Raw genomic sequence first — 18,294 nt, forward strand, 5'->3', positions numbered from 1 at the left:
GCTGGTATACAGCGCCGCTGTGGGGCTGTCCCGGCAGTCGGCGCACACTCAAAAATTCCCATATAACGAGATCGAAAAGAGTCCACCTAATGCTCAGTTTTCGCTTTAGCGCACTCACCCTGGCGCTCCTCGCTCTCGGCGTTCAAGCCGACCAGTCAATGCCTGCCAAGCCGGCTACCGAGATCACCCAGCAGCGCAACCAGGCCTGGCTGCAGCGTCTGCCGTTCGAGGATCGAGCCGATTTCGACAATGCCCGACGGGGGCTGATCGAGCCTTTCGACGGCGTGGTCAAAAACGCTGATGGCAAGCCGGTATGGAATCGCATGGCCTACAACTTCCTTGATGGCAATGACGCGCCGGCGAGTGTCAATCCGAGCCTCTGGCGCATCGCTCAGCTCAACAACATTGCCGGCCTGTTCGAAGTGCGCGAGCGCGTCTATCAGATTCGCGGCCTAGACCTGTCGAACATGACCATCATCGAGGGTGACAGCGGCCTGGTCATCATCGACCCGCTGATCAGTGCCGAGACCGCCCGTGCCGGCCTTGATCTGTACTACAAGCATCGCCCGCGCAAGCCAGTGGTTGCGGTGATCTACAGCCATTCCCATGTCGACCACTTCGGGGGTGTACGCGGCGTGATCGACGAGGCCGATGTAAAGGCCGGCAAGGTGAAGGTAATCGCGCCGGAAGGCTTCTATGAACATGCCGTCAGCGAGAACGTATTGGCCGGACCGGCGATGATGCGCCGGGCGCAATACATGTACGGGGCGCTGCTGCCGCGCGGCGAGCGTGGGCAGGTCGACTCCGGCCTCGGCAAGGGCACGCCGACCAATGCGACCGTGACCCTGATCGCACCGACTGACCTGATCGTCGAGCCGCTGGAAACGCACAAGGTCGACGGTGTAGAGATCGAATTCCAGCTCACGCCGGGCACCGAGGCTCCGGCGGAAATGAACATGTATTTTCCGCAGTTCAAAACCCTGTGCATGGCCGAGAACGCGACTCACACCCAGCACAACGTGTTGACGCTGCGCGGCGCTTTGGTGCGCGATGCCAAGGTCTGGGCCCACTACCTGGACAAGGCGCTGGTGCGCTACGGCGACAAGGCCGAAGTGCTGTTTGCCCAACACCACTGGCCGACCTGGGGTGGCGGAGAGATTCGCGACTATCTGGCCGATCAGCGAGACATGTACGCCTTTCTCGACAGCCAGACGTTGCGCCTGATCAACCAGGGGCTGGGCCCGACCGAGATCGCCGCCAAGCTGGGATCGTTGCCGCCGCGCCTGGCCAATAAGTGGTACAGCCGTGACTACTACGGCTCGCTCAGCCACAACGTGCGCGCCGTGTATCAGCGATACATGGGCTTCTACGATGGCAATCCGGCCAATCTCGACCCGCTGCCACCCGTGGATGCAGGCGGCCGTTACGTGGCGGCAATGGGCGGCGCCGATGCAGTGCTGAGCAGCGCTCGCCAGGCCTTTTCAGAAGGCGACTACCGTTGGGCCGCGCAATTGCTCAACCATTTGGTGTTCGCCGAGCCAGACAATGCCGCCGCACGCGGATTGCAGGCCGACACCCTGGAGCAGCTCGGCTACCAGAGCGAGAATGCCACCTGGCGCAACGTCTACCTCAGCGGTGCACATGAACTGCGCGTGGGTGTGGCCAAAGCACGTGCGCGCAACGGTGCGCCGGACATGGTACGGGCGCTGACCCCCAGCATGTTTTTCGATTACCTGGCCGTGCGCATCGATGCGATGAAGGCGGCTGACCAGGATTTGCTGATCAACTGGCGTTTCACCGACCTCGACGAAAATTACGCCCTGACGCTGCGCAACGGCGTGCTGACCCATCGTAAGGATTCACACCATGCGCAGCCGGACATCGGCGTGAGCATGACCAAGGCGCTGCTCGACCGTATCGCCCTCAAGGAAACGGGCTTCCTTAAAGAGTCGATTCCAGGTGGCGGTATCGACATTGAAGGCGCGCGTATGAAACTACTCAAACTGCTGGGCGGCCTTGACGAGGCGAACCCGCAGTTCAATCTGGTTACCCCTTAGCGGTCCTCAGACACCGGCCCGCCCAGTCTTGGGCGGGCCGGCGTGGACACATGTTCATGCAGCCATTCAGCGTCAGCAACGAAGCGTTGAGGTTCGGATACTCCCTTCGGCCCCGTCTTTCAGGGATACTAGAGCGCCTCGAAAAGCCCGATAAGATGGCCTTCGGATTGTCGCCGTGACGCTTCGGCGTGGCTCAAAGAGAACCGCATGACCCTCAAGCAACTCCGCTACCTGATTGCCATCGCCGAGGCGGGCAGCTTTTCCGCCGCTGCCAGACGCGCCTATATCGCCCAGCCGGCGTTGAGCCGGCAAATCAGCCTGCTGGAGAGTGAGCTGGAGATGCAGCTGTTGGAGCGCCAGCACGATGGCGTCGCGCTGACCGATGCCGGGCGGAGGCTCTATGAGGTTGCGCGCTCGGTGGTCCAGAAGCTCGATTCGGTCAAGGATGAGTTGACCTCTACCCGCGGCGATCCCAAGGGGCACGTGTCCATCTCGATTCCCGCCACGGCCTCAGCGCTGCTGCTGCCAGAGATCATCGCGCGGGCAGCGGAGAAGTTTCCCAGCATCACCCTGACCGTGTGCGACGGACTTACTCGCGAGGGCGGCCAGGCCATCGAGCTGGGGAAGGTGGACTTCGGCGTGGTTCCCAATGCCGAGGAGCTGGAGCACGTCACCGCGGAGCCAATTTTCACCGAGGATTTGTACTGGGTTGGAGAAGGAGCTGACTCGCATGACGGCTCACCTATCACGCTGGCCGACGCGGGCGCCACACGGCTTGTAATGGCACCCCGAGCGTTGCACCTTCGCCGTCGCATCGAGCAGGCGGCGATGGAGGCGGGGGTCGTACTCAATGTGGCCTACGAGCAACAATCTGCACCGGGCATCGCCAGCCTGGTGCGCAGTGGGCTGGCGGCGACCATCTGCAACTGGCCGCCACTCGAGGAGCTCTATCAACCCGCCGCCGCGCGACTGGTCGTCGAGCCGCGCATTACCCGTACCGTGTCCATCGCCTACTCCGTGCATAAACCGCTGTCGTTCGCCGCTTCATGCATGCGTGAAGTGGTGCGCTCCATTCTGCTGGACACGGTGCGCAGCGGCCGTTGGCGTGGCAGTCTGATCGAGCGTAGCGCGGGCGAAGGCACTCAGGCTCCGGAGTAGAGCGCTGGAGCCTCGTCCTGAGCCAGGCGCTCACGCGATCGCTGCGGGTTCATGCTGACCAGACCGATCAGACCCGCAACCACCATCACCAGACCGCAGACTAGGAAGCCTTGGGCATAGCCCTCCGGGTGCCCGGCCCCGGCGCCCTGGACCAGCACACCGGTGATTACGGGTGCCGACAGGCCAGCCAGCGACGCCACCGCGTTGCCAATGGCCAGGATGCCGCCTCGCTGGCTACTCGGGGTGAATTCAGCCAGCATCGCCGGGCCGACCGAGTACATCACCAAAGCCAGGCCGCCGCTCAGGGTGAGGGCAATGATGCGTGTGGTCACCGACAGCTCGGTGAGCATCAGCGAGGAGGAGAACAGCCCTCCTGCGATCAGGCATATCGATACGAAGGCGCCGCGCGCCAGGCGCGAGGGAATGCCGCGGCGCATCAGGCGCTGCGACAGCCACGCCATGAACAGGCTCAGCGGCGTGGTGATGACCACGAACAGGACGAACATGTGGCCGGTCTTCAGCGGGTCGATGCCCAGGCCGATTTCCAGGTAGCTGGGGACCCAGGTCAGGGTCAATGCCAGCGACCAGTTGGCGGCGAAGTGACAGGCGTAATTGCCGAGCACGCTGCTGTCACTGAGGAGCCGACGATAGGGTACAGCGTGGTTGTCCGAGGCCACCTGGCCGGCCCGTAAGCTATCCAGCGTCCCTTCGCGGCCAAGCATCAGCCACAGCGCGCACCAGACCAGGCCGATGGCGGCGAGCACGCCGAAGTTGGTGCGCCAGCCGTAGTTCAAGCTGATCCACGGGATCATCGCGCCGGCGACCAGCAGGCCCATGGCGCTGCCGGAATGGAGCAGGGCGACCGGCAGGCTGCGGCGATCATCGGGAAACCACTTGTACAAGGCATGGGTGGCCACTGGCGAGGCCGGCCCTTCGCCGATGCCGAGCAGCACGCGGCAGGCGACGATCATCCATAAAGAACTGACGAACAGCATGGGCAGCTGAATCAGCGCCCAGAACAAGCCCATGCCGAGCAGCAGTGTACGGGTCGGCCTTCGGTTAGCGAGAAAGCCGCCGACCACCGCCGAAACGGCAAACAGCCAATGCAGGGCGCCACCGATCAGGCCGAACTCGGTTGGCGTCAGGCCAAGTTCCTGGCTCATCGGCACCCCGACCAGGCCGATCACGACCTTGTCGAGAAAATTGACCAGCATCATGAAGGCCAGCAGGATGGCGATGGTCCAAGCTTTGCGCGGATGAAAGCCCGTTGCTTGTCGGGTCATGGGAGTTCTCTCTTGTTGTTTGAATGCCCCGTCCGGCTTCACGGCGGACAGGGTGAGATCGCCTCTTAGTTGGGCAGCAGAATGCCCTTGGCGATTGTATTGCGCTGGATCTCGCTGGTGCCGGTGAGCACGCGCATCATACGGGTGGCCCGGAACAACCACTCTACCGGGTGGCCCTTGATCAGCCCTGCGCCGCCGTGGATCTGCACCGCTTTGTCGGCGATGCGAAAAGCGGTTTCCGAGGCAAACAACTTGCACATCGGCGCCTGCACCTTGATGTCGCCGCCGGCGTCGTTGTTGGCTGCCGTGGCGTACATCATGCTGCGCGCGGCGTACAGCTCGGTGGCCATGTCGGCAAGCATGTGGTTGATGGCCTGGAACATGGCGATGGGTTGGCCGAACTGCTTGCGGGTGCGAGAGTGGTCCAACGATAGATTCAAGGCCAGGCCAGCCATGCCAAGCATGGTGGGGCAATGCAGCAGGCGGTTGAGGGTGATCCTGCCCATGGCGAGCTTGAAGCCGGCTTCCTCGTCGCCGATACGATTCTCAACGGAAACTCGAACATCCTCAAGCAGGATGTTGCCGTGGGCGCCGCCACCGGACATCACCGAGTAGTCGCTGTCGATGCTGACGCCGTCCGCGTGCAGGTCGACAAAGAAGGCTGAGATGCCCTGCGGGCCGCGGCCCGGACCGGTAACCGCGAGCAGCACGGCGAGGTCGGCATAAGGCGCGCCAGAGATGTAGCGCTTGGCGCCGCGCAACACGTAATGGTCCCCGTCGAGGCGTGCCTCGGTACCGATGGCGGTGGCATCGGATCCAGCCTCAGCCTCGGTGAGGGCGAAACAGACGGCCTTCTCGGCGCGACAGATCGGCTGCAGGAAGGCTTCGATCTGATGCTCAGTGGCGACCTTGAACAGGTGGCCTACACGCGGTGGACCAGACAGTTCGCCAAGGATGTGCGGGGCGAGGGGCGAGCCGGTCAGAACGGCTGCTTCTTTCAGCGCACAGAGATCGACAACGCTGAGCCCGGCGCCGCCAAGCGCCTCGGGCAACATGACGTTGTAGAAACCCAGCTCGCAGGAGCGGCGCCAGATGTCGTTCAGCAACGGCCTGGCGACCGGCTCGCCCCATAAGATGTTCTCGCGTTGCGCCAGGGGCGCCAGTTCGTCACGTACGAATGTATTGATACCGTCGATGAGACGAGTGGCTTTTTCGCTTGGTTTGATCATGTGCGCTTCCTCAAATCCGTCGTTCGCTGTTGTGCCAGTACGCTTCGCGGATCAGGCGACGCACGACCTTGCCGTTGGGGTTCTTTGGCAGCTCCTTGACGAAGTCCACCGCGCGGGGTTTTTTAAAGCCCGCCAGGGTCCGACCGCAGTGCTCGATGATGGCCTCGGCGCTGAGCGTCTCACCGTCTTTCAGCACCACCACAGCCCGCACCGCCTCGCCCCATTGCTCATCGGGTACGCCGATCACGGCAGCCTCGAAGATTTGCGGCAGCGTATAGAGCACCTGCTCCACTTCGGTGGGGTAGATATTGAAGCCGCCGGAGATGATCATTTCCTTCTTGCGGTCGACGATGAACACGTAGCCGCGCTCGTCCACGGTGGCGAGATCGCCGGTGAGGTAATAGCCGTCGCGCATCACCTCGGCGGTCAGCTCCGGCGCCTGCCAGTAGCCCTGCATGATGTCCGGACCCTTGGCCACGATTTCGCCGATTTCGCCGGGCCTGACATCCTCGAACGCTTCGTTGACCACGCGCAGATCGGTCTCGAAATAGCACCGTCCACACGAAGCCAGGCGGCTGGGGTCGTCGCCCTCGATAAGATGATCCTGTTCGGTGAGTACCGTCACCAGCGAGCAGGTTTCGCCAGCGCCGTAGCCCTGCGCGAGAATCGGCCCGAATACGTTGATGGCCCGTTTGACCAGCGCCGGCGCCATCGGCGCTGCGCCGTACATCACCAGGCGCAAGCTGGAAAGATCGAAGCGCTCCACGTCCGAGAAGTTGACCAGCCGGTTGATCATGGCCGGCACCAGGAACAGACGGGTCACCCGCTCACGCTCGATGGTTTCCAGCAGCAGTTGATCGTCGTAGCGCTCCAGTAACAGGTTGCAAGCACCCAACGCCAGTAGCGGCATAATCTGCATGCCGCTGGCATGGGTGATCGGCCCGACATGCGCCATCACGTCGCCAGGCGCCGCGCGGCGGGTGGGGCTGGCGATGCTTTTGCGGATCAACGCCTTGCGGTTGCCGAACGACAGCATGGCGGCCTTCAACACGCCAGAGCTGCCGGAGGTGTAATGCAGCACCGCCAGCGCATCATCGGCCGGGTCGCTATACACCAATGCTTTGTTGCCGCGCTCCAGTACGGATGCATAGCTGGCGTCGCCTGCGTCGTCATCGAGCGAGATGATCCAGCGCAGGCGCGGCAGCTCGGCCCGGCGCGCATGCAAGGCCGCCGAGAAGCGGCCATCGGCGATCACCGCCTGGCTGTGCGAGTCGTCCAGTACCTGGATGATTTCGTCGATGGACAGGCGAGCGTTGATCGGCACCTTGACCATGGCGGACTTGTAGAAGGCGACTTCAGCCTCCACTAGCTCAACACGGTTGAGCGCCAGTATCGCTATATGAGCGCCCCGATCCAGGCCGAGCGCCAGCAGGCCAGAGGCCAGACGGTTGGTGCGTCGTTCGAGCTGAGCGAAAGTAATGCGCTGTCGGGCGTCGACCAGGGCTTCGTGGTCGGGCCAGTAGACGGCGCTGCGACTGATGATTTTTCCTAGGTTCAATTTATTGTTCTCATCGGCAGGACAACTACGCCGATGCTAACCAAGCGATTTCGAGTGGAACTAATAGAACTGTGCGATGCGGGGCATGCCGTTTCGGAATGGAGCGGCTTGTTGACGAAGGGCGAGGCGTTGCGATTCTGCGTTTTTTGCGGTTCGCCAACGCCAGACATCCGCCTATCGGCAAGCTTTCGTCGCCCCAAAGAAAAAGCCCTGATGATCTGTATGATCTTCAGGGCTTTATTGCGGAGCAGGGGTTCGACGCTAGCACTGGTTCATGCCGCCGCGTTGCCAATCCTTAGCTTGGTTTTTAGCCGTAGTAGCGGAGCCGAACCGATCAATGTGCAATGCCGGGAGAATCGGACGAGACGTCAGCCGTGCCGGTCGCCGACCATTCGGGCCAGTACGTCGTGGTCACGAGGGCGCCGGCGATGAATGAAGACCATCGCTATATGGCCCAGGATTAGGATCATCAACAGCCACCCGAGCCAGCTATGCAATAAATTTCCAGGTGCCGTTAACCAGTCGATAGGGTCTCCTTCGAAGCCGGACATCAGAGGGATCCCTAACGGAGCAAATGAACGGCCAGAACCGTACTGGCGAATCAAGGCTAACAACGGCACCGCGAGCATGAGGGCGTACATTGCCAAATGCCCGAGCTGCGCCATGATGTTCAACGAAGGAGGGCGATGACCACGGTTGTAAATAGACCACAGCGCACGGATGACAATTAACAGGATGAGCAAGGTGCCGACGACCTTATGCGTTCCCCAGAGGAAGCGCTCGACTCCGGTGTCTTCGAACAGCAAATGCGCCGCTGCGGTCGCAAACTGCCAAGCGAGAATGGCTCCCATGCTCCAATGGAGGAGGCGGCTTGCCGTGCCGTATCGCGCCGTGCTGTCGAGAAGTTGCTGCTTTGCCATTTTGTCGCCTCATCCTTACATTTCGGCCGTTCCGTGTGGAGGCCCCTGATTAGACGGTCTGCGAAGGACCACTGGGTAGAATTTCCTCACTCTATCGGACTGTAGCGGCGGCCTGTCAAGACCAATCAGCCAGATGATCTGTAGCGTTGATGTCGGCCGTCTGAGCCAGGAGGTCGACACATCCTCAGCCGCTGCCGGGCGAACTATATTTTGGGCGAAACGCTCGATTCGAATGCAGCTGGTAGTCTTCAATGGCATGGCGCTCTCATCCAACGGTCTTAACGCTGGGCAGGGAACCGGCAATGGACTGTGCCAACCCTTCAGTCGTCATCAACGGTGCGTGCGCATGTTCATGCATGAACGGAAAATCGCGCCTTGATGTCAGCCGGGTAACTCAGCGCCTGCATAGCAGGTTGCGTTGGCAGGCTTTACGGAGCGTGCGGCATAGCCGGCTCAGACAGCAAAAAGCCCCGGATTACGGGGCTCTGAGCTTGTAATGGTGGAGCCGGGGGGATTTGAACCCCCGTCCGCCAGCTCTCCACTGTCGGTACTACATGCGTAGCCAAATCTATTAAGTTAACTCCGCGCCGCCCGATTGGCAGGGTGCTTGGAGCGAGCTGCATGAGTTTTAGCCGTTACGTCTGCAGCGAACTTGGCGGCGATCCTGTTCTATCTGACAGTCATTTCGGGTTTACAGGCATCCCCTAGTGACCGCTGGCGCCGAAGCGACCAGATGAAGGTTAGGCGGCTAGCGCGTACCCTTCGTAGTTGTCGTCGTTGGCAACTATAAGTTTGCAACAGTGGATTTACGAGTTCTGTTACCAACTCGGCATGCACCTAGAGTTTTGTTACCGGCGTCGAATCCTAATCGGCCCCATGAAGCGTGTCGCATGCCTCATGTGTCGCGCAGTGTACGCCACCACACTGGCTTCGTCGAACGCTTGATGCCTTAGTTTGGGACACTTCGTCGAGATTCAAGGGCTTTCGGCAAGAGCCACCGAGGTGGCCCTGCCTGGGCAGGCTTAGTTGCCAGTGCCAGAACCGCTGCCGGCGGAGCCAGTGCTGCCGGAGCTGCCGGGTCCTTCGAGCTCTTGCAACGCTTTAGTCGAGTGGGCGATGCAGGTCTCGGTGTCACCGGACTGCTGTGCCTGACGGGCCTTTTCGACTAGGTCCTCGACTTCGCTGCGTGCCGGCTCGCCGAGCGTCGCTTGGCTGGTCGCCATGTTGTCGTCGATTTCCTGCATGTTGAGCTGACAGAGGTCCTTGTCGGCGGCAAATGCAGCGGGGCTGGCAATCAGAGCGGCTGCAGCAAGTAGGGCAAATTTTTTCATGAGATCCTCCAGGGCGTTAACTTCCCGGCGGGCCTGCCAGATTCTGCTATTGCGCGGCGGCGCCGAGGCGAGTCGAGCCACTTTCCAACATTGGGCTCATTACTTCGGACTGCGGTTGCGCTCGAGCGTTTCATCTTTCTGATCGGCACGCCGGTCGCGGACGATCAAGCTGGGGTGATGAGCAGTCTGGCCCGACTGTTGCGGTTCACGAGATAGACCAGCCCGTGATAATCGATGCCACCGTGCTGTGACAGGCCAATTTCACACGTACGGCTGGTGGAAATACCTTCGTCGCAGATCTGTACGGCATCTTTCAAGTGGCGCAGGGCGTGCGCATTGAGCTCGGGCGTGGTGAAACCTTTGTCGCCAGCGAAACCGCAACAATGGATGCCTTCCGGAATCACGACTTGCTTGGCGCAGCGCCGGGCGATGTCGATGAGCGCCTGGGCTTCGCCGAGATGTTGGGTGCTGCACGTCACGTGTACGGCGATCGGGCCATCCTGCGGCTCGAAGTCCAGCTTGTCGAGCAGGTGGGTGCGGATGAAGCGTACCGGGTCGAAAACCTGCAAACGTTCATCCGCCAGTTCCTGAACCAGGCGCAGAGTGCAGGGACTGGTGTCGCAATAGATGGGGTCCAGTCCGCCGCGACTGGCTTTGAGCAGCGCTTCCAGGGTTTCCTGGCGCTTGCGTTCGGCTTGTTCCGCGTAGCCCTTGGATGCGAATGGCTGGCCGCAGCATAGACTGTTCAGGTTGTCCGGGAAGACCACTTGATAGCCGGCTTTCTCCAATAAAGCCCGCGTGGTGTCGAGCAGGGGCTCCTGTTCCTGGTCACGGGCTGCAGGGCCCATGGCGCGAGACACGCAAGCGGCCAAGTAGACAACGCGAGGACGTTCGTCTTGCCCCGTCGGTTTGGGCAGTTGCAAGCGTTGCAACGGTTGCGGCATGGCCGATGTCCATTGCGGCACACGCCCTTTGCTGGCGTTGCTGAAGGCCGCGGAGGTTTTGCTCAACAGACGCGTACCCATCATCAGGTGCGCGCCGTTGGCCACATGCAGCATGAAGCGCGTGCCCTGGACTGCGGTGCTGAAATGCTCGGCGAGCCAGTTGGCCGCGCGGGTGTTGTCGGCGTTGCGACCGCGCAGCTTGCGTACCAGGTCGCCAGTGTTGATGTTCACCGGGCAGCGTTGGGCGCAGAGACCGGTGGCGGCGCAAGTCTCGACGCCGTGGTAGTCGTAGAGTCGTTCAAGCTCGGCGGTGTCGATGCCGGCGCGCTTTTTCGCCTGAATGTCGCGCCAGACGACGATGCGTTGCCGGGGTGTCAGGGTCAGTCCATTGGACGGGCAGGCCGGTTCACAAAAGCCACATTCGATGCATTTATCGACGATCTCGTCGGCCGCCGGCATCGGCTTGAGGTGTTTGAGGTGGATCTGTGGATCGTCGCTGAGTATCACGTCCGGATTGAGGATGCCCTGCGGGTCGAGCAGACGCTTGATCTGCCACATTAGCTGATAGGCGTCGTGGCCCCATTCCAGCTCGACGAAGGGCGCCATGTTGCGGCCGGTGCCATGCTCGGCTTTCAGCGCGCCGCCGAATTCTACGGCGACCAGTTGGGTGACGTCCTGCATGAAGGCTTCGTAGCGGGCGACTTGCTGCGGATCTTCGAAGCCCTGAGTGAAGACGAAATGCAGGTTGCCTTCCAAGGCATGGCCAAACAGGATCGCTTCGCTGTAGGCATGCTTGTCGAACAGCTGGATCAGACGATTGACCCCTTCGGCGAGGCGCTCGATGGGGAAGGTCACGTCTTCGATGATGACGGTGGTACCGGTCTGGCGCATTGCGCCGACGGCAGGGAAGGTGTCCTTGCGGATTTTCCAGAGCTGGTTATAGACCGCTGGGTCTTCGCTGAAGTCGACCTGCTTCTCCACCGGGAAATGCGCGATTGACGCCATGATCAGGTTGATCTGCTCATGCAGCAGCGACTGGCTGGCCGCGCGCGATTCGATCAGCAACGCGCAGGCGTTGGCCGACAGCGCTTTGACCCATTCCGGCATGCCGGCCTTGGTTTCTACCGAGCGCAGGCTGCGGCGGTCGAGCAGTTCCACCGCCGAGACCGGTTGTTGCTTGAGCACCGGTACGGCGAGGCAGCAAGTCTCCACGTCCGGGAAGACGACCAGTGCGCTGGCCTTGTGCGGGTGGTCTGGCACGGTGTCATAGGTGACGGCGCTGATGAAGCCGAGGGTGCCTTCGGAGCCGACCATAAGGTGGTTGAGAATGTCGATTGGCTCGTCGTAGTCGATCAGCGCGTTGAGCGAAAAGCCGGTTGTGTTCTTCAACCGATATTTGTGGCGGATCTTCGCAGCCAGTTCGCTGTTCGAGCGAGTGGCGCGGCCGAGCTCGGCGAGCTGATCGAGCAGCGCGCCGTGGCTCTGACGGAAGGACTCGACGCTGGCGGCGTCTTCACTGTCGACCACGGTGCCGTCGGCCAGCACCAGGCGGAGGCCGGCGAGCGTCTTGTAGCTGTTTTGCGCCGTGCCGCAGCACATACCGCTGGAGTTGTTGGCGACGATGCCGCCGATCTTGGCCGCATTGATCGAGGCTGGGTCAGGGCCGATCTTGCGCTGCAGCGGCGCCAGCACTGCGTTGGCATTGGCGCCGATGACGCCCGGCTGCAGGCGGATCTGTTCGCCGCGGTTGCGAATCTCGCGGCCGTTCCAGTTGTCACCGAGGACGATCAGCACCGAGTCGGAGATCGCCTGGCCGGAGAGACTGGTGCCGGCGGCGCGGAAGGTAACAGGGACCTGTTGGGCATGGGCCAGTCTGAGTAATCCCACCACTTCTGCTTCGGACTCGACGCGCACCACCAGCTTCGGAATCAGCCGGTAGAAGCTGGCATCGGTGCCGAACGCCAGTGTGGAGAGCGGGTCGTCGAAGCGCCGCTCCGCCGGAATCAACTGCTCGACGGCAGCGAGAAAGTCGTTCGGCAGGGTGGTAGGCGCGTTCATGCGGGCTCCAGGAATCAAACGGGCCGCGCCGGACTCGCGCGGCCTCGTGACGCTCATTCGACGTGTTTGGTGGTCTGGTACTGACCCAGCTCGCGAACTAGCGAATCGGCGGTGATCTCGCTGATCGACTTGGCACCGGTCAGCACCATCGCCACGCGCATTTCCTTTTCGATCAGGTCGAGCAGGTTAGCCACGCCGGCTTCGCCATCGGCCGCCAATGCATAGGCGAAAGCGCGGCCGAGCATGACGGTATCGGCGCCCAGGGCAATCATGCGCACCACATCGAGACCGCTGCGAATACCGGAGTCGGCGAGGATCTTCAGGTCGCCCTTCACCGCGTCGGCGATAGCTGGCATCGCACGGGCGCTGGAGAGTACGCCGTCGAGCTGACGCCCACCGTGGTTGGAGACGATGATGCCGTCGGCGCCGAAGGTCACCGCGTCGCGGGCATCTTCGGCATCGAGAATGCCCTTGATGACCATCGGCCCGTCCCAGAACTCGCGAATCCACTCCAGATCCTTCCAGGAGATCGAGGGATCGAAGTTGGTCGCCAGCCAGCCGATGTAGTCTTCCAGCCCGGTCGGATGGCCGCGATAGGTGGAGATGTTGCCCAGATCGTGCGGCTTGCCATGCAGGCCCACGTCCCATGCCCAGAACGGATGCATCATGGACTGCAGCATGCGACGCACGTTGGCATTGGGGCCGCTCATGCCGGAGTGCGCATCGCGATAGCGCGCCCCGGGGGTTGGCATGTCCACGGTAAACACCAGGGTGGTGACGCCGGCGGCCTTGGCACGCTCCAGCGCGTTCTTCATGAAGCCGCGGTCTTTCAGCACGTAGAGCTGGAACCACATGGGCCGCTTGATCGCTGGGGCGACTTCTTCGATTGGGCACACCGACACGGTGGACAGGGTAAAGGGGATGCCCTTCTTGTCGGCGGCGCGCGCTGCCTGGACTTCACCGCGACGGGCGAGCATGCCGGTCAGCCCGACGGGTGCCAGTACAACCGGCATCGACAGGGTTTCGCCGAACAGCTGGGTTTCCAGGCTGAGTTCGGACATGTTTCGCAGCACACGCTGACGCAACGCGATGCTGGCCAGGTCGTCGACGTTACGCCGCAGTGTGTATTCGGCGTAGGCACCGCCGTCGACGTAGTGGAACAGGAACGGCGGCAGCTTGCGTTTCGCGGCAGCGCGGTAATCCGTGGAAGCAGAGATGATCATCGTTGTTCTCACCAGTTGAAACGAAGTATGTCTCGTGATGGGCCCCGTGTTCACGAGGGCATCGTTATCGGGTATGGCCTTGCGCTGATCGTACTTGCAAAGAGCGCGGTGACGCCGGCCGGGTTTCGGAACGCCGATGCCCCGAGTTTCCTCGGAGCAACGGATGTACAGGGTTAGACGCCGACGAGCGGGTCCGTCACGCCTAGCAGATAGATCGCCACCATGCCGATGACGCCAGTGAACAGCACGTAGTACAGCGTAGGCCAAACGGTCTTGCGCAGGGTGACACCTTCGCGGCCCAGCAAGCCGACGGTAGCTGAGGCCGCGACCACGTTGTGGATCGCGACCATGTTGCCCGCTGCGGCGCCGACCGCCTGGATAGCGACGATCATGGCGCCGGAGATACCCAGCGATTGCGCCACGCCGAACTGGAACTGGCTGAACATCATGTTGCTGACGGTGTTCGAGCCGGCGAGAAAGGCGCCTAGCGCACCGACCGAGGGTGCCAGCAGTGGATAGATGCCGCCGATGCTATCGGCGACATAGCGAGCCATGGCGATCGGCATGCTTGGCAGGTCGCCGGCGTTGACGCCGGAATTGATCAGGATGCGCACCATCGGCACGGTGAACAGCAGCACGAACCCGGCGCTGAGTAGCACTCCGCTGGATTCTTTTACAGCCGCTTTGAGCTCGGCTGCTCGCATGCCATGCATGAAGAAGGTGATCAGCACGACCGCGACCAGAATGCCGCCCGGCAGATACAGCGGTTCGATGCTGGCGCTGACGCCGGTCTCACCGAGGATATTGGCGAAGGCGATGGAAACGGATTTCAGCGCAGCGGAGACCTGCGGGAAAACGCGGCTGATCACCAGGATCGCACCGACCAGGACATAGGGCAGCCAGGCGCGGAGGGCACTCATCGGGCGCGCCGCCAGGTCGTCGAGCTTCATCTCGATGGTGCCGATCCATTCGGCAGGCCAGTCCTTGGCGTCGGCGAAGTCCCAAGTGGTTTTCGGCACTAGAATATTGAAGCGAGCAGCCGTCGTAACGATGGCCAGGCCGACCAGGCCACCGAGCAGCGATGGGAACTCAGGGCCGAGGAATACGCCGGTGGCCACATAGGGAAGCGTGAAGGCGAGGCCGGCGAAAAGGGCGAAGGGCAGTACTTCGAAGCCGGCTTTCCAGCTTTTTTCCTTGCCGAAAAAGCGTGTGAGCATCATTGCCATGACCAGCGGCATGACGGTGCCGACGATGGCGTGGGTGATCGCGACGCTGCTGGTGATCTGCTGCAGGAAGATCGGCCAACTCGAGCCTTGTGCGGTCAGCTGCACGCCGAGGGTGGCGGTGTCCAGACCACTGTTCACGCCGACAACGATGGGTGTGCCCACCGCGCCGAAGGACACCGGCGTGCTCTGCACCAGCATGCCCATCAGTACCGCCGCCATAGCCGGGAAGCCAACCGCGACCAGCAGCGGCGCTGCGATGGCGGCCGGGGTGCCGAAGCCGGACGCGCCCTCGATGAAGCAGCCGAACAGCCAGGCAATGATAATGGCTTGGATGCGGCGGTCAGGGCTGACGGTCGTGAAGCCCGCACGGATGGCGGTAATGCCGCCCGAGTGCTTGAGAGTATTGAGCAGCAGGATCGCACCGAAAATGATCCATAGCAGGCCGAGGGTAATGACCAGTCCTTGTAGGGTAGAAGCAATGATGCGGGTGAAGCTCATGTCCCAGATAAACAGACCGATGGCGGCAGTGAAGAGAAATACAACAGGCATCGCGCGGCTGGCCGGCCAGCGCAGTCCGATAAGCAGTACCGCAGCGAGCAGGATCGGGGTAAAGGCGAATAGGGCGAGCAGTCCGTTGGACATTTCAGGCTCCCATGGTCGAGTTGAGCGAGTAGGGGCCCGAGCGGACGGGTGATGAGCAGATAGCTGGAGGCCGCATTCAGTAGTCCTCTTATTGTTGGATGATGGTGTAAAGTGGTATTACCAATCTTCATCGAGGTTCGGCCAGCGTAAGAGCTCAGTCGTATCTGCGTCAATCAGCAAGCTATAGACTTTGGTCGCAGTGATGCGGGTTGCGGTGGTTAGTGCGGCTGGCTACGCTTGTGTTCGTATAGTGGTCAAACCAATCGAGGGGTGTCATGGAAGTGGGAGTGGTGCGTCAGCGGAGGCTGGCCGATAACATCGTTGAGCAACTCGAAGGCATGATTCTCGAAGGCACGCTCAAGGCCGGCGAGCGGCTGCCGGCTGAGCGGCTGCTGGCCGAGCAGTTCGGAGTGTCCCGTCCTTCACTGCGCGAGGCGATCCAGAAGCTGGCAGCGAAGGGTCTGCTGGTGAGTCGTCATGGCGGTGGCAATTTCGTGGCCGAGTCCTTGGGCTCGACGTTCAGCGACCCGCTGTTGCATCTCCTGGAAAACAATGCCGATGCACAACGCGATTTGCTGGAGTTTCGCCATACGTTGGAAGGCAGTTGCGCCTATTACGCCGCGTTGAGGGCGACCGACGTTGATCGGCAGCGACTAGGCGAAGCCTTCGCCGCACTGCAAGACTGCTATGCCCGTGAAGGAACGGTGACCCGGGCCGAAGAGGGCGCTGCAGACGCGCGTTTTCATCTCGCTATCGCCGAGGCCAGCCATAACGCGGTGTTGCTGCATACGATCCGCGGCTTGTTCGATCTCCTCAAGCGCAACGTGGTAACTAACATCGGCGGCATGTACGCGCTGCGCAAGGAGACCCGCAACATGCTGATGCAACAGCACCAAGAACTCTACGACGCGATCATTGCCCGGCAGGCCAGCGAGGCGCGCGAGGTGATCCATCGCCACATCAGCTATGTGCAGGAAGTGCTCGCCGAAGGGCAGCAGGAGGCGCAGCGGCTGGCAAGAGCGCAGCGACGGCAAGGTGCGGTGGGGAAATCCGGAGGGGAATGATTGCGGCTTGGAGGGAGGCAGATGTCTTGAGCGTGGAGCGGAGTGTTCCGCTCCACGCTAGGGCAGTTCAGTCTTCCTTGCCCTTGGTGCGCATGGCGCGCTGGATTTCACGGTCCGAGTCGCGCTCTTTCTCGGTGTGGCGCTTGTCGAATTCCTTTTTACCTTTGCCCAGGGCGATGTCGCATTTGATCAGGTGCTTCTTCCAGTAGATCGACAACGCTACGCAGGCGTAACCCTTCTGCTGCACGGCACCGAACAGCTTGCCCAGCTCACGCTTGTTGAGCAGCAACTTACGGGTGCGGGTAGGGTCTGCAATCACGTGGGTGCTGGCCGTCGTCAGCGGTGTGATGTGACAGCCCATCAGCCAGGCTTCACCATCCTTTAGCAGGACGTAGCTGTCCACCAGTTGGGCTTTGCCTGCGCGTAGGCTTTTTACTTCCCAGCCAGCTAGAACGAGGCCGGCCTCGAATTTCTGTTCGATGAAGTAGTCGTGTAGCGCTTTCTTGTTAAGCGCGATTGTCCCAGGGGACTGTTTCTTCTGTTTGGCCATAGGCTGCGCATTATAGGGAGTCGCGTTGCGGCTGGCGACAACCAGTATGCTGCGACCGTGTGAAACTTGAGAGGGGTGCGTTTATCCTCGACAATATGCCATCTTTACGTCTGTTCGGCCGCTGGAGTCGCTCAGCGGTGGAATTTGCGTTATCACTTGCTTTTGGTAGGTGCTGTTGCTGTTGGCGGCTTCGGTTGCCGACGTCGAAATGAACTAGAAGGACTGAATGACGACGCATATTCAACGCTCGGCGCTGCTGCCATACCCGGCGCACGCGCTGTTCGACATGGTCAATGATGTAGCCAGCTACCCGCAGTTCCTCCCTTGGTGCTCGGCGACCGAGGTTCTGTCTAGCAGCGAGACTGAGATGCAGGCCAGTATGACGGTGGCGAAAGCCGGCATGAGTCAGCGCTTTCTCACGCACAACGAGCTGCAGGCAGGTAAGCGCATCGAGATGACGCTCAAAGAGGGCCCGTTCAGTCACTTGCACGGCGTCTGGGAGTTCAAGGCGCTGGGCGAAAAGGCCTGCAAAATCAGCCTCGATCTGACCTTCGATTACGCTGGACCGCTGGTCCGCGCTACCTTGGGACCGTTGTTCAATCAGGCCGCCAATACGTTGGTGGATGCGTTCTGTGACAGGGCGAAGCAGCTTTATGGATAAACCGGAGTCGGTCATAGCGGTCGAGGTGGCCTATGCGCTGGCCGACAAGCAGAAACTGCTGCGCTTGACGGTTCCGCAAGGCACAACGGTGCGCCAGGCCGCGTTGCGCTCAAAGATGGATAGCTTTTTTCCCGGTCTTGATCTGGCGAACTCACCGCTTGGCATCTTCGGCAAGGCGGTGCCCAAGGCCGAAGAGCGTGTGCTTGAAGAGGGAGAACGGGTGGAAATTTATCGCCCGTTGATTGCCGATCCCAAGGAAGTGCGTAAGCAGCGCGCGGCGAGGGCGGCGCAGAGCAAGGCGGCCGGGTCGGCCGAATAAAAATCATTGTTGCGGACAGCGAAAAGCCCGCACGTTGGCTGTGCGGGCTGTTGCGCTCGGCCATGCTGCGT

14 protein-coding genes and 1 other RNA gene are annotated in these 18,294 nt (G+C 61.5%); 5 read left to right on the forward strand and 10 right to left on the reverse strand.

The genetic code is table 11. The features are described from left to right. Positions 1–89 precede the first annotated feature (89 nt). Complete coding sequence (locus CH92_RS04395) at positions 90–2,057, forward strand: alkyl/aryl-sulfatase (protein WP_025240565.1); 1,968 nt, start codon at positions 90–92, stop codon at positions 2,055–2,057. A gap of 207 nt (positions 2,058–2,264) precedes the next feature. Further along, positions 2,265–3,215, forward strand: a complete 951-nt coding sequence (locus CH92_RS04400; protein ID WP_038622805.1) for a LysR family transcriptional regulator — start codon at positions 2,265–2,267, stop codon at positions 3,213–3,215. Here CH92_RS04400 and CH92_RS04405 read toward each other — a convergent pair. The 9 genes from CH92_RS04405 to CH92_RS04440 form a co-directional block, all read right to left on the reverse strand. Next, positions 3,200–4,498 carry an MFS transporter gene (locus CH92_RS04405; RefSeq protein ID WP_038622808.1) on the reverse strand — a complete coding sequence of 433 codons (1,299 nt, stop codon included), beginning with the start codon at positions 4,496–4,498 and terminating at the stop codon, positions 3,200–3,202. The two genes, CH92_RS04400 and CH92_RS04405, sit on opposite strands and share 16 nt — an antisense overlap. A gap of 65 nt (positions 4,499–4,563) precedes the next feature. After that, positions 4,564–5,727, reverse strand: coding sequence for an acyl-CoA dehydrogenase family protein (locus CH92_RS04410; RefSeq protein ID WP_025240567.1), 1,164 nt, complete (start codon positions 5,725–5,727; stop codon positions 4,564–4,566). Between the two features lie 10 nt (positions 5,728–5,737). Next, complete coding sequence (locus CH92_RS04415; RefSeq protein ID WP_025240568.1) at positions 5,738–7,285, reverse strand: AMP-binding protein; 1,548 nt, start codon at positions 7,283–7,285, stop codon at positions 5,738–5,740. 368 nt (positions 7,286–7,653) lie between these two features. Continuing rightward, positions 7,654–8,205, reverse strand: a complete 552-nt coding sequence (locus CH92_RS04420) for a cytochrome b (protein ID WP_025240569.1) — start codon at positions 8,203–8,205, stop codon at positions 7,654–7,656. A 497-nt stretch (positions 8,206–8,702) separates the two neighbouring features. Continuing rightward, positions 8,703–9,081: a transfer-messenger RNA gene (gene ssrA, locus CH92_RS21575) on the reverse strand. A gap of 146 nt (positions 9,082–9,227) precedes the next feature. After that, complete coding sequence (locus tag CH92_RS04425) at positions 9,228–9,536, reverse strand: hypothetical protein (protein ID WP_025240570.1); 309 nt, start codon at positions 9,534–9,536, stop codon at positions 9,228–9,230. A gap of 164 nt (positions 9,537–9,700) precedes the next feature. Further along, positions 9,701–12,538 carry an FAD-binding and (Fe-S)-binding domain-containing protein gene (locus tag CH92_RS04430; protein ID WP_025240571.1) on the reverse strand — a complete coding sequence of 946 codons (2,838 nt, stop codon included), beginning with the start codon at positions 12,536–12,538 and terminating at the stop codon, positions 9,701–9,703. A 53-nt stretch (positions 12,539–12,591) separates the two neighbouring features. Then, on the reverse strand, positions 12,592–13,761 hold the full coding sequence (gene lldD / locus CH92_RS04435) for an FMN-dependent L-lactate dehydrogenase LldD (RefSeq protein WP_025240572.1): 1,170 nt from the start codon (positions 13,759–13,761) through the stop codon (positions 12,592–12,594). Positions 13,762–13,934: 173 nt separating this feature from the next. Next, positions 13,935–15,629: an L-lactate permease gene (locus CH92_RS04440; RefSeq protein WP_025240573.1), complete on the reverse strand. Its 1,695-nt coding sequence runs from the start codon at positions 15,627–15,629 to the stop codon at positions 13,935–13,937. A gap of 275 nt (positions 15,630–15,904) precedes the next feature. On the opposite strand from CH92_RS04440, the gene CH92_RS04445 reads away from it, so the two are divergent. After that, on the forward strand, positions 15,905–16,693 hold the full coding sequence (locus CH92_RS04445) for an FCD domain-containing protein (RefSeq protein WP_025240574.1): 789 nt from the start codon (positions 15,905–15,907) through the stop codon (positions 16,691–16,693). Positions 16,694–16,760: 67 nt separating this feature from the next. On the opposite strand, the gene smpB is transcribed toward CH92_RS04445, so the two are convergent. Continuing rightward, positions 16,761–17,243, reverse strand: coding sequence for an SsrA-binding protein SmpB (smpB, locus tag CH92_RS04450; protein ID WP_019340344.1), 483 nt, complete (start codon positions 17,241–17,243; stop codon positions 16,761–16,763). Between the two features lie 226 nt (positions 17,244–17,469). Here smpB and CH92_RS04455 point away from each other — a divergent pair, with 226 nt between their 5' ends. Together CH92_RS04455 and CH92_RS04460 are read left to right on the forward strand one after the other, a co-directional pair. Beyond that, entirely contained in the window at positions 17,470–17,904 is a 435-nt protein-coding gene (locus CH92_RS04455) for a type II toxin-antitoxin system RatA family toxin (protein WP_025240575.1), read from the forward strand. After that, a complete protein-coding gene (locus CH92_RS04460) occupies positions 17,897–18,223 on the forward strand; it encodes an RnfH family protein (protein WP_025240576.1) in 327 nt (108 codons plus the stop codon). The genes CH92_RS04455 and CH92_RS04460 overlap by 8 nt, the downstream gene beginning before the upstream one ends. Positions 18,224–18,294: the final 71 nt, after the last annotated feature.

Source organism: Stutzerimonas stutzeri (assembly GCF_000590475.1).
Taxonomy (GTDB): domain Bacteria; phylum Pseudomonadota; class Gammaproteobacteria; order Pseudomonadales; family Pseudomonadaceae; genus Stutzerimonas; species Stutzerimonas stutzeri_D.

Bases quoted from the DNA above. Each gene is read 5' to 3' on its own strand.
- CH92_RS04460 (WP_025240576.1), top strand. From the start codon at position 17,897: ATGGATAAACCGGAGTCGGTCATAGCGGTCGAGGTGGCCTATGCGCTG.
- lldD (WP_025240572.1), bottom strand. From the start codon at position 13,761: ATGATCATCTCTGCTTCCACGGATTACCGCGCTGCCGCGAAACGCAAG.
- CH92_RS04425 (WP_025240570.1), bottom strand. From the start codon at position 9,536: ATGAAAAAATTTGCCCTACTTGCTGCAGCCGCTCTGATTGCCAGCCCC.
- CH92_RS04395 (WP_025240565.1), top strand. From the start codon at position 90: ATGCTCAGTTTTCGCTTTAGCGCACTCACCCTGGCGCTCCTCGCTCTC.
- CH92_RS04405 (WP_038622808.1), bottom strand. From the start codon at position 4,498: ATGACCCGACAAGCAACGGGCTTTCATCCGCGCAAAGCTTGGACCATC.
- CH92_RS04420 (WP_025240569.1), bottom strand. From the start codon at position 8,205: ATGGCAAAGCAGCAACTTCTCGACAGCACGGCGCGATACGGCACGGCA.
- CH92_RS04400 (WP_038622805.1), top strand. From the start codon at position 2,265: ATGACCCTCAAGCAACTCCGCTACCTGATTGCCATCGCCGAGGCGGGC.
- CH92_RS04455 (WP_025240575.1), top strand. From the start codon at position 17,470: ATGACGACGCATATTCAACGCTCGGCGCTGCTGCCATACCCGGCGCAC.
- smpB (WP_019340344.1), bottom strand. From the start codon at position 17,243: ATGGCCAAACAGAAGAAACAGTCCCCTGGGACAATCGCGCTTAACAAG.
- CH92_RS04440 (WP_025240573.1), bottom strand. From the start codon at position 15,629: ATGTCCAACGGACTGCTCGCCCTATTCGCCTTTACCCCGATCCTGCTC.
- CH92_RS04445 (WP_025240574.1), top strand. From the start codon at position 15,905: ATGGAAGTGGGAGTGGTGCGTCAGCGGAGGCTGGCCGATAACATCGTT.
- CH92_RS04410 (WP_025240567.1), bottom strand. From the start codon at position 5,727: ATGATCAAACCAAGCGAAAAAGCCACTCGTCTCATCGACGGTATCAAT.
- CH92_RS04430 (WP_025240571.1), bottom strand. From the start codon at position 12,538: ATGAACGCGCCTACCACCCTGCCGAACGACTTTCTCGCTGCCGTCGAG.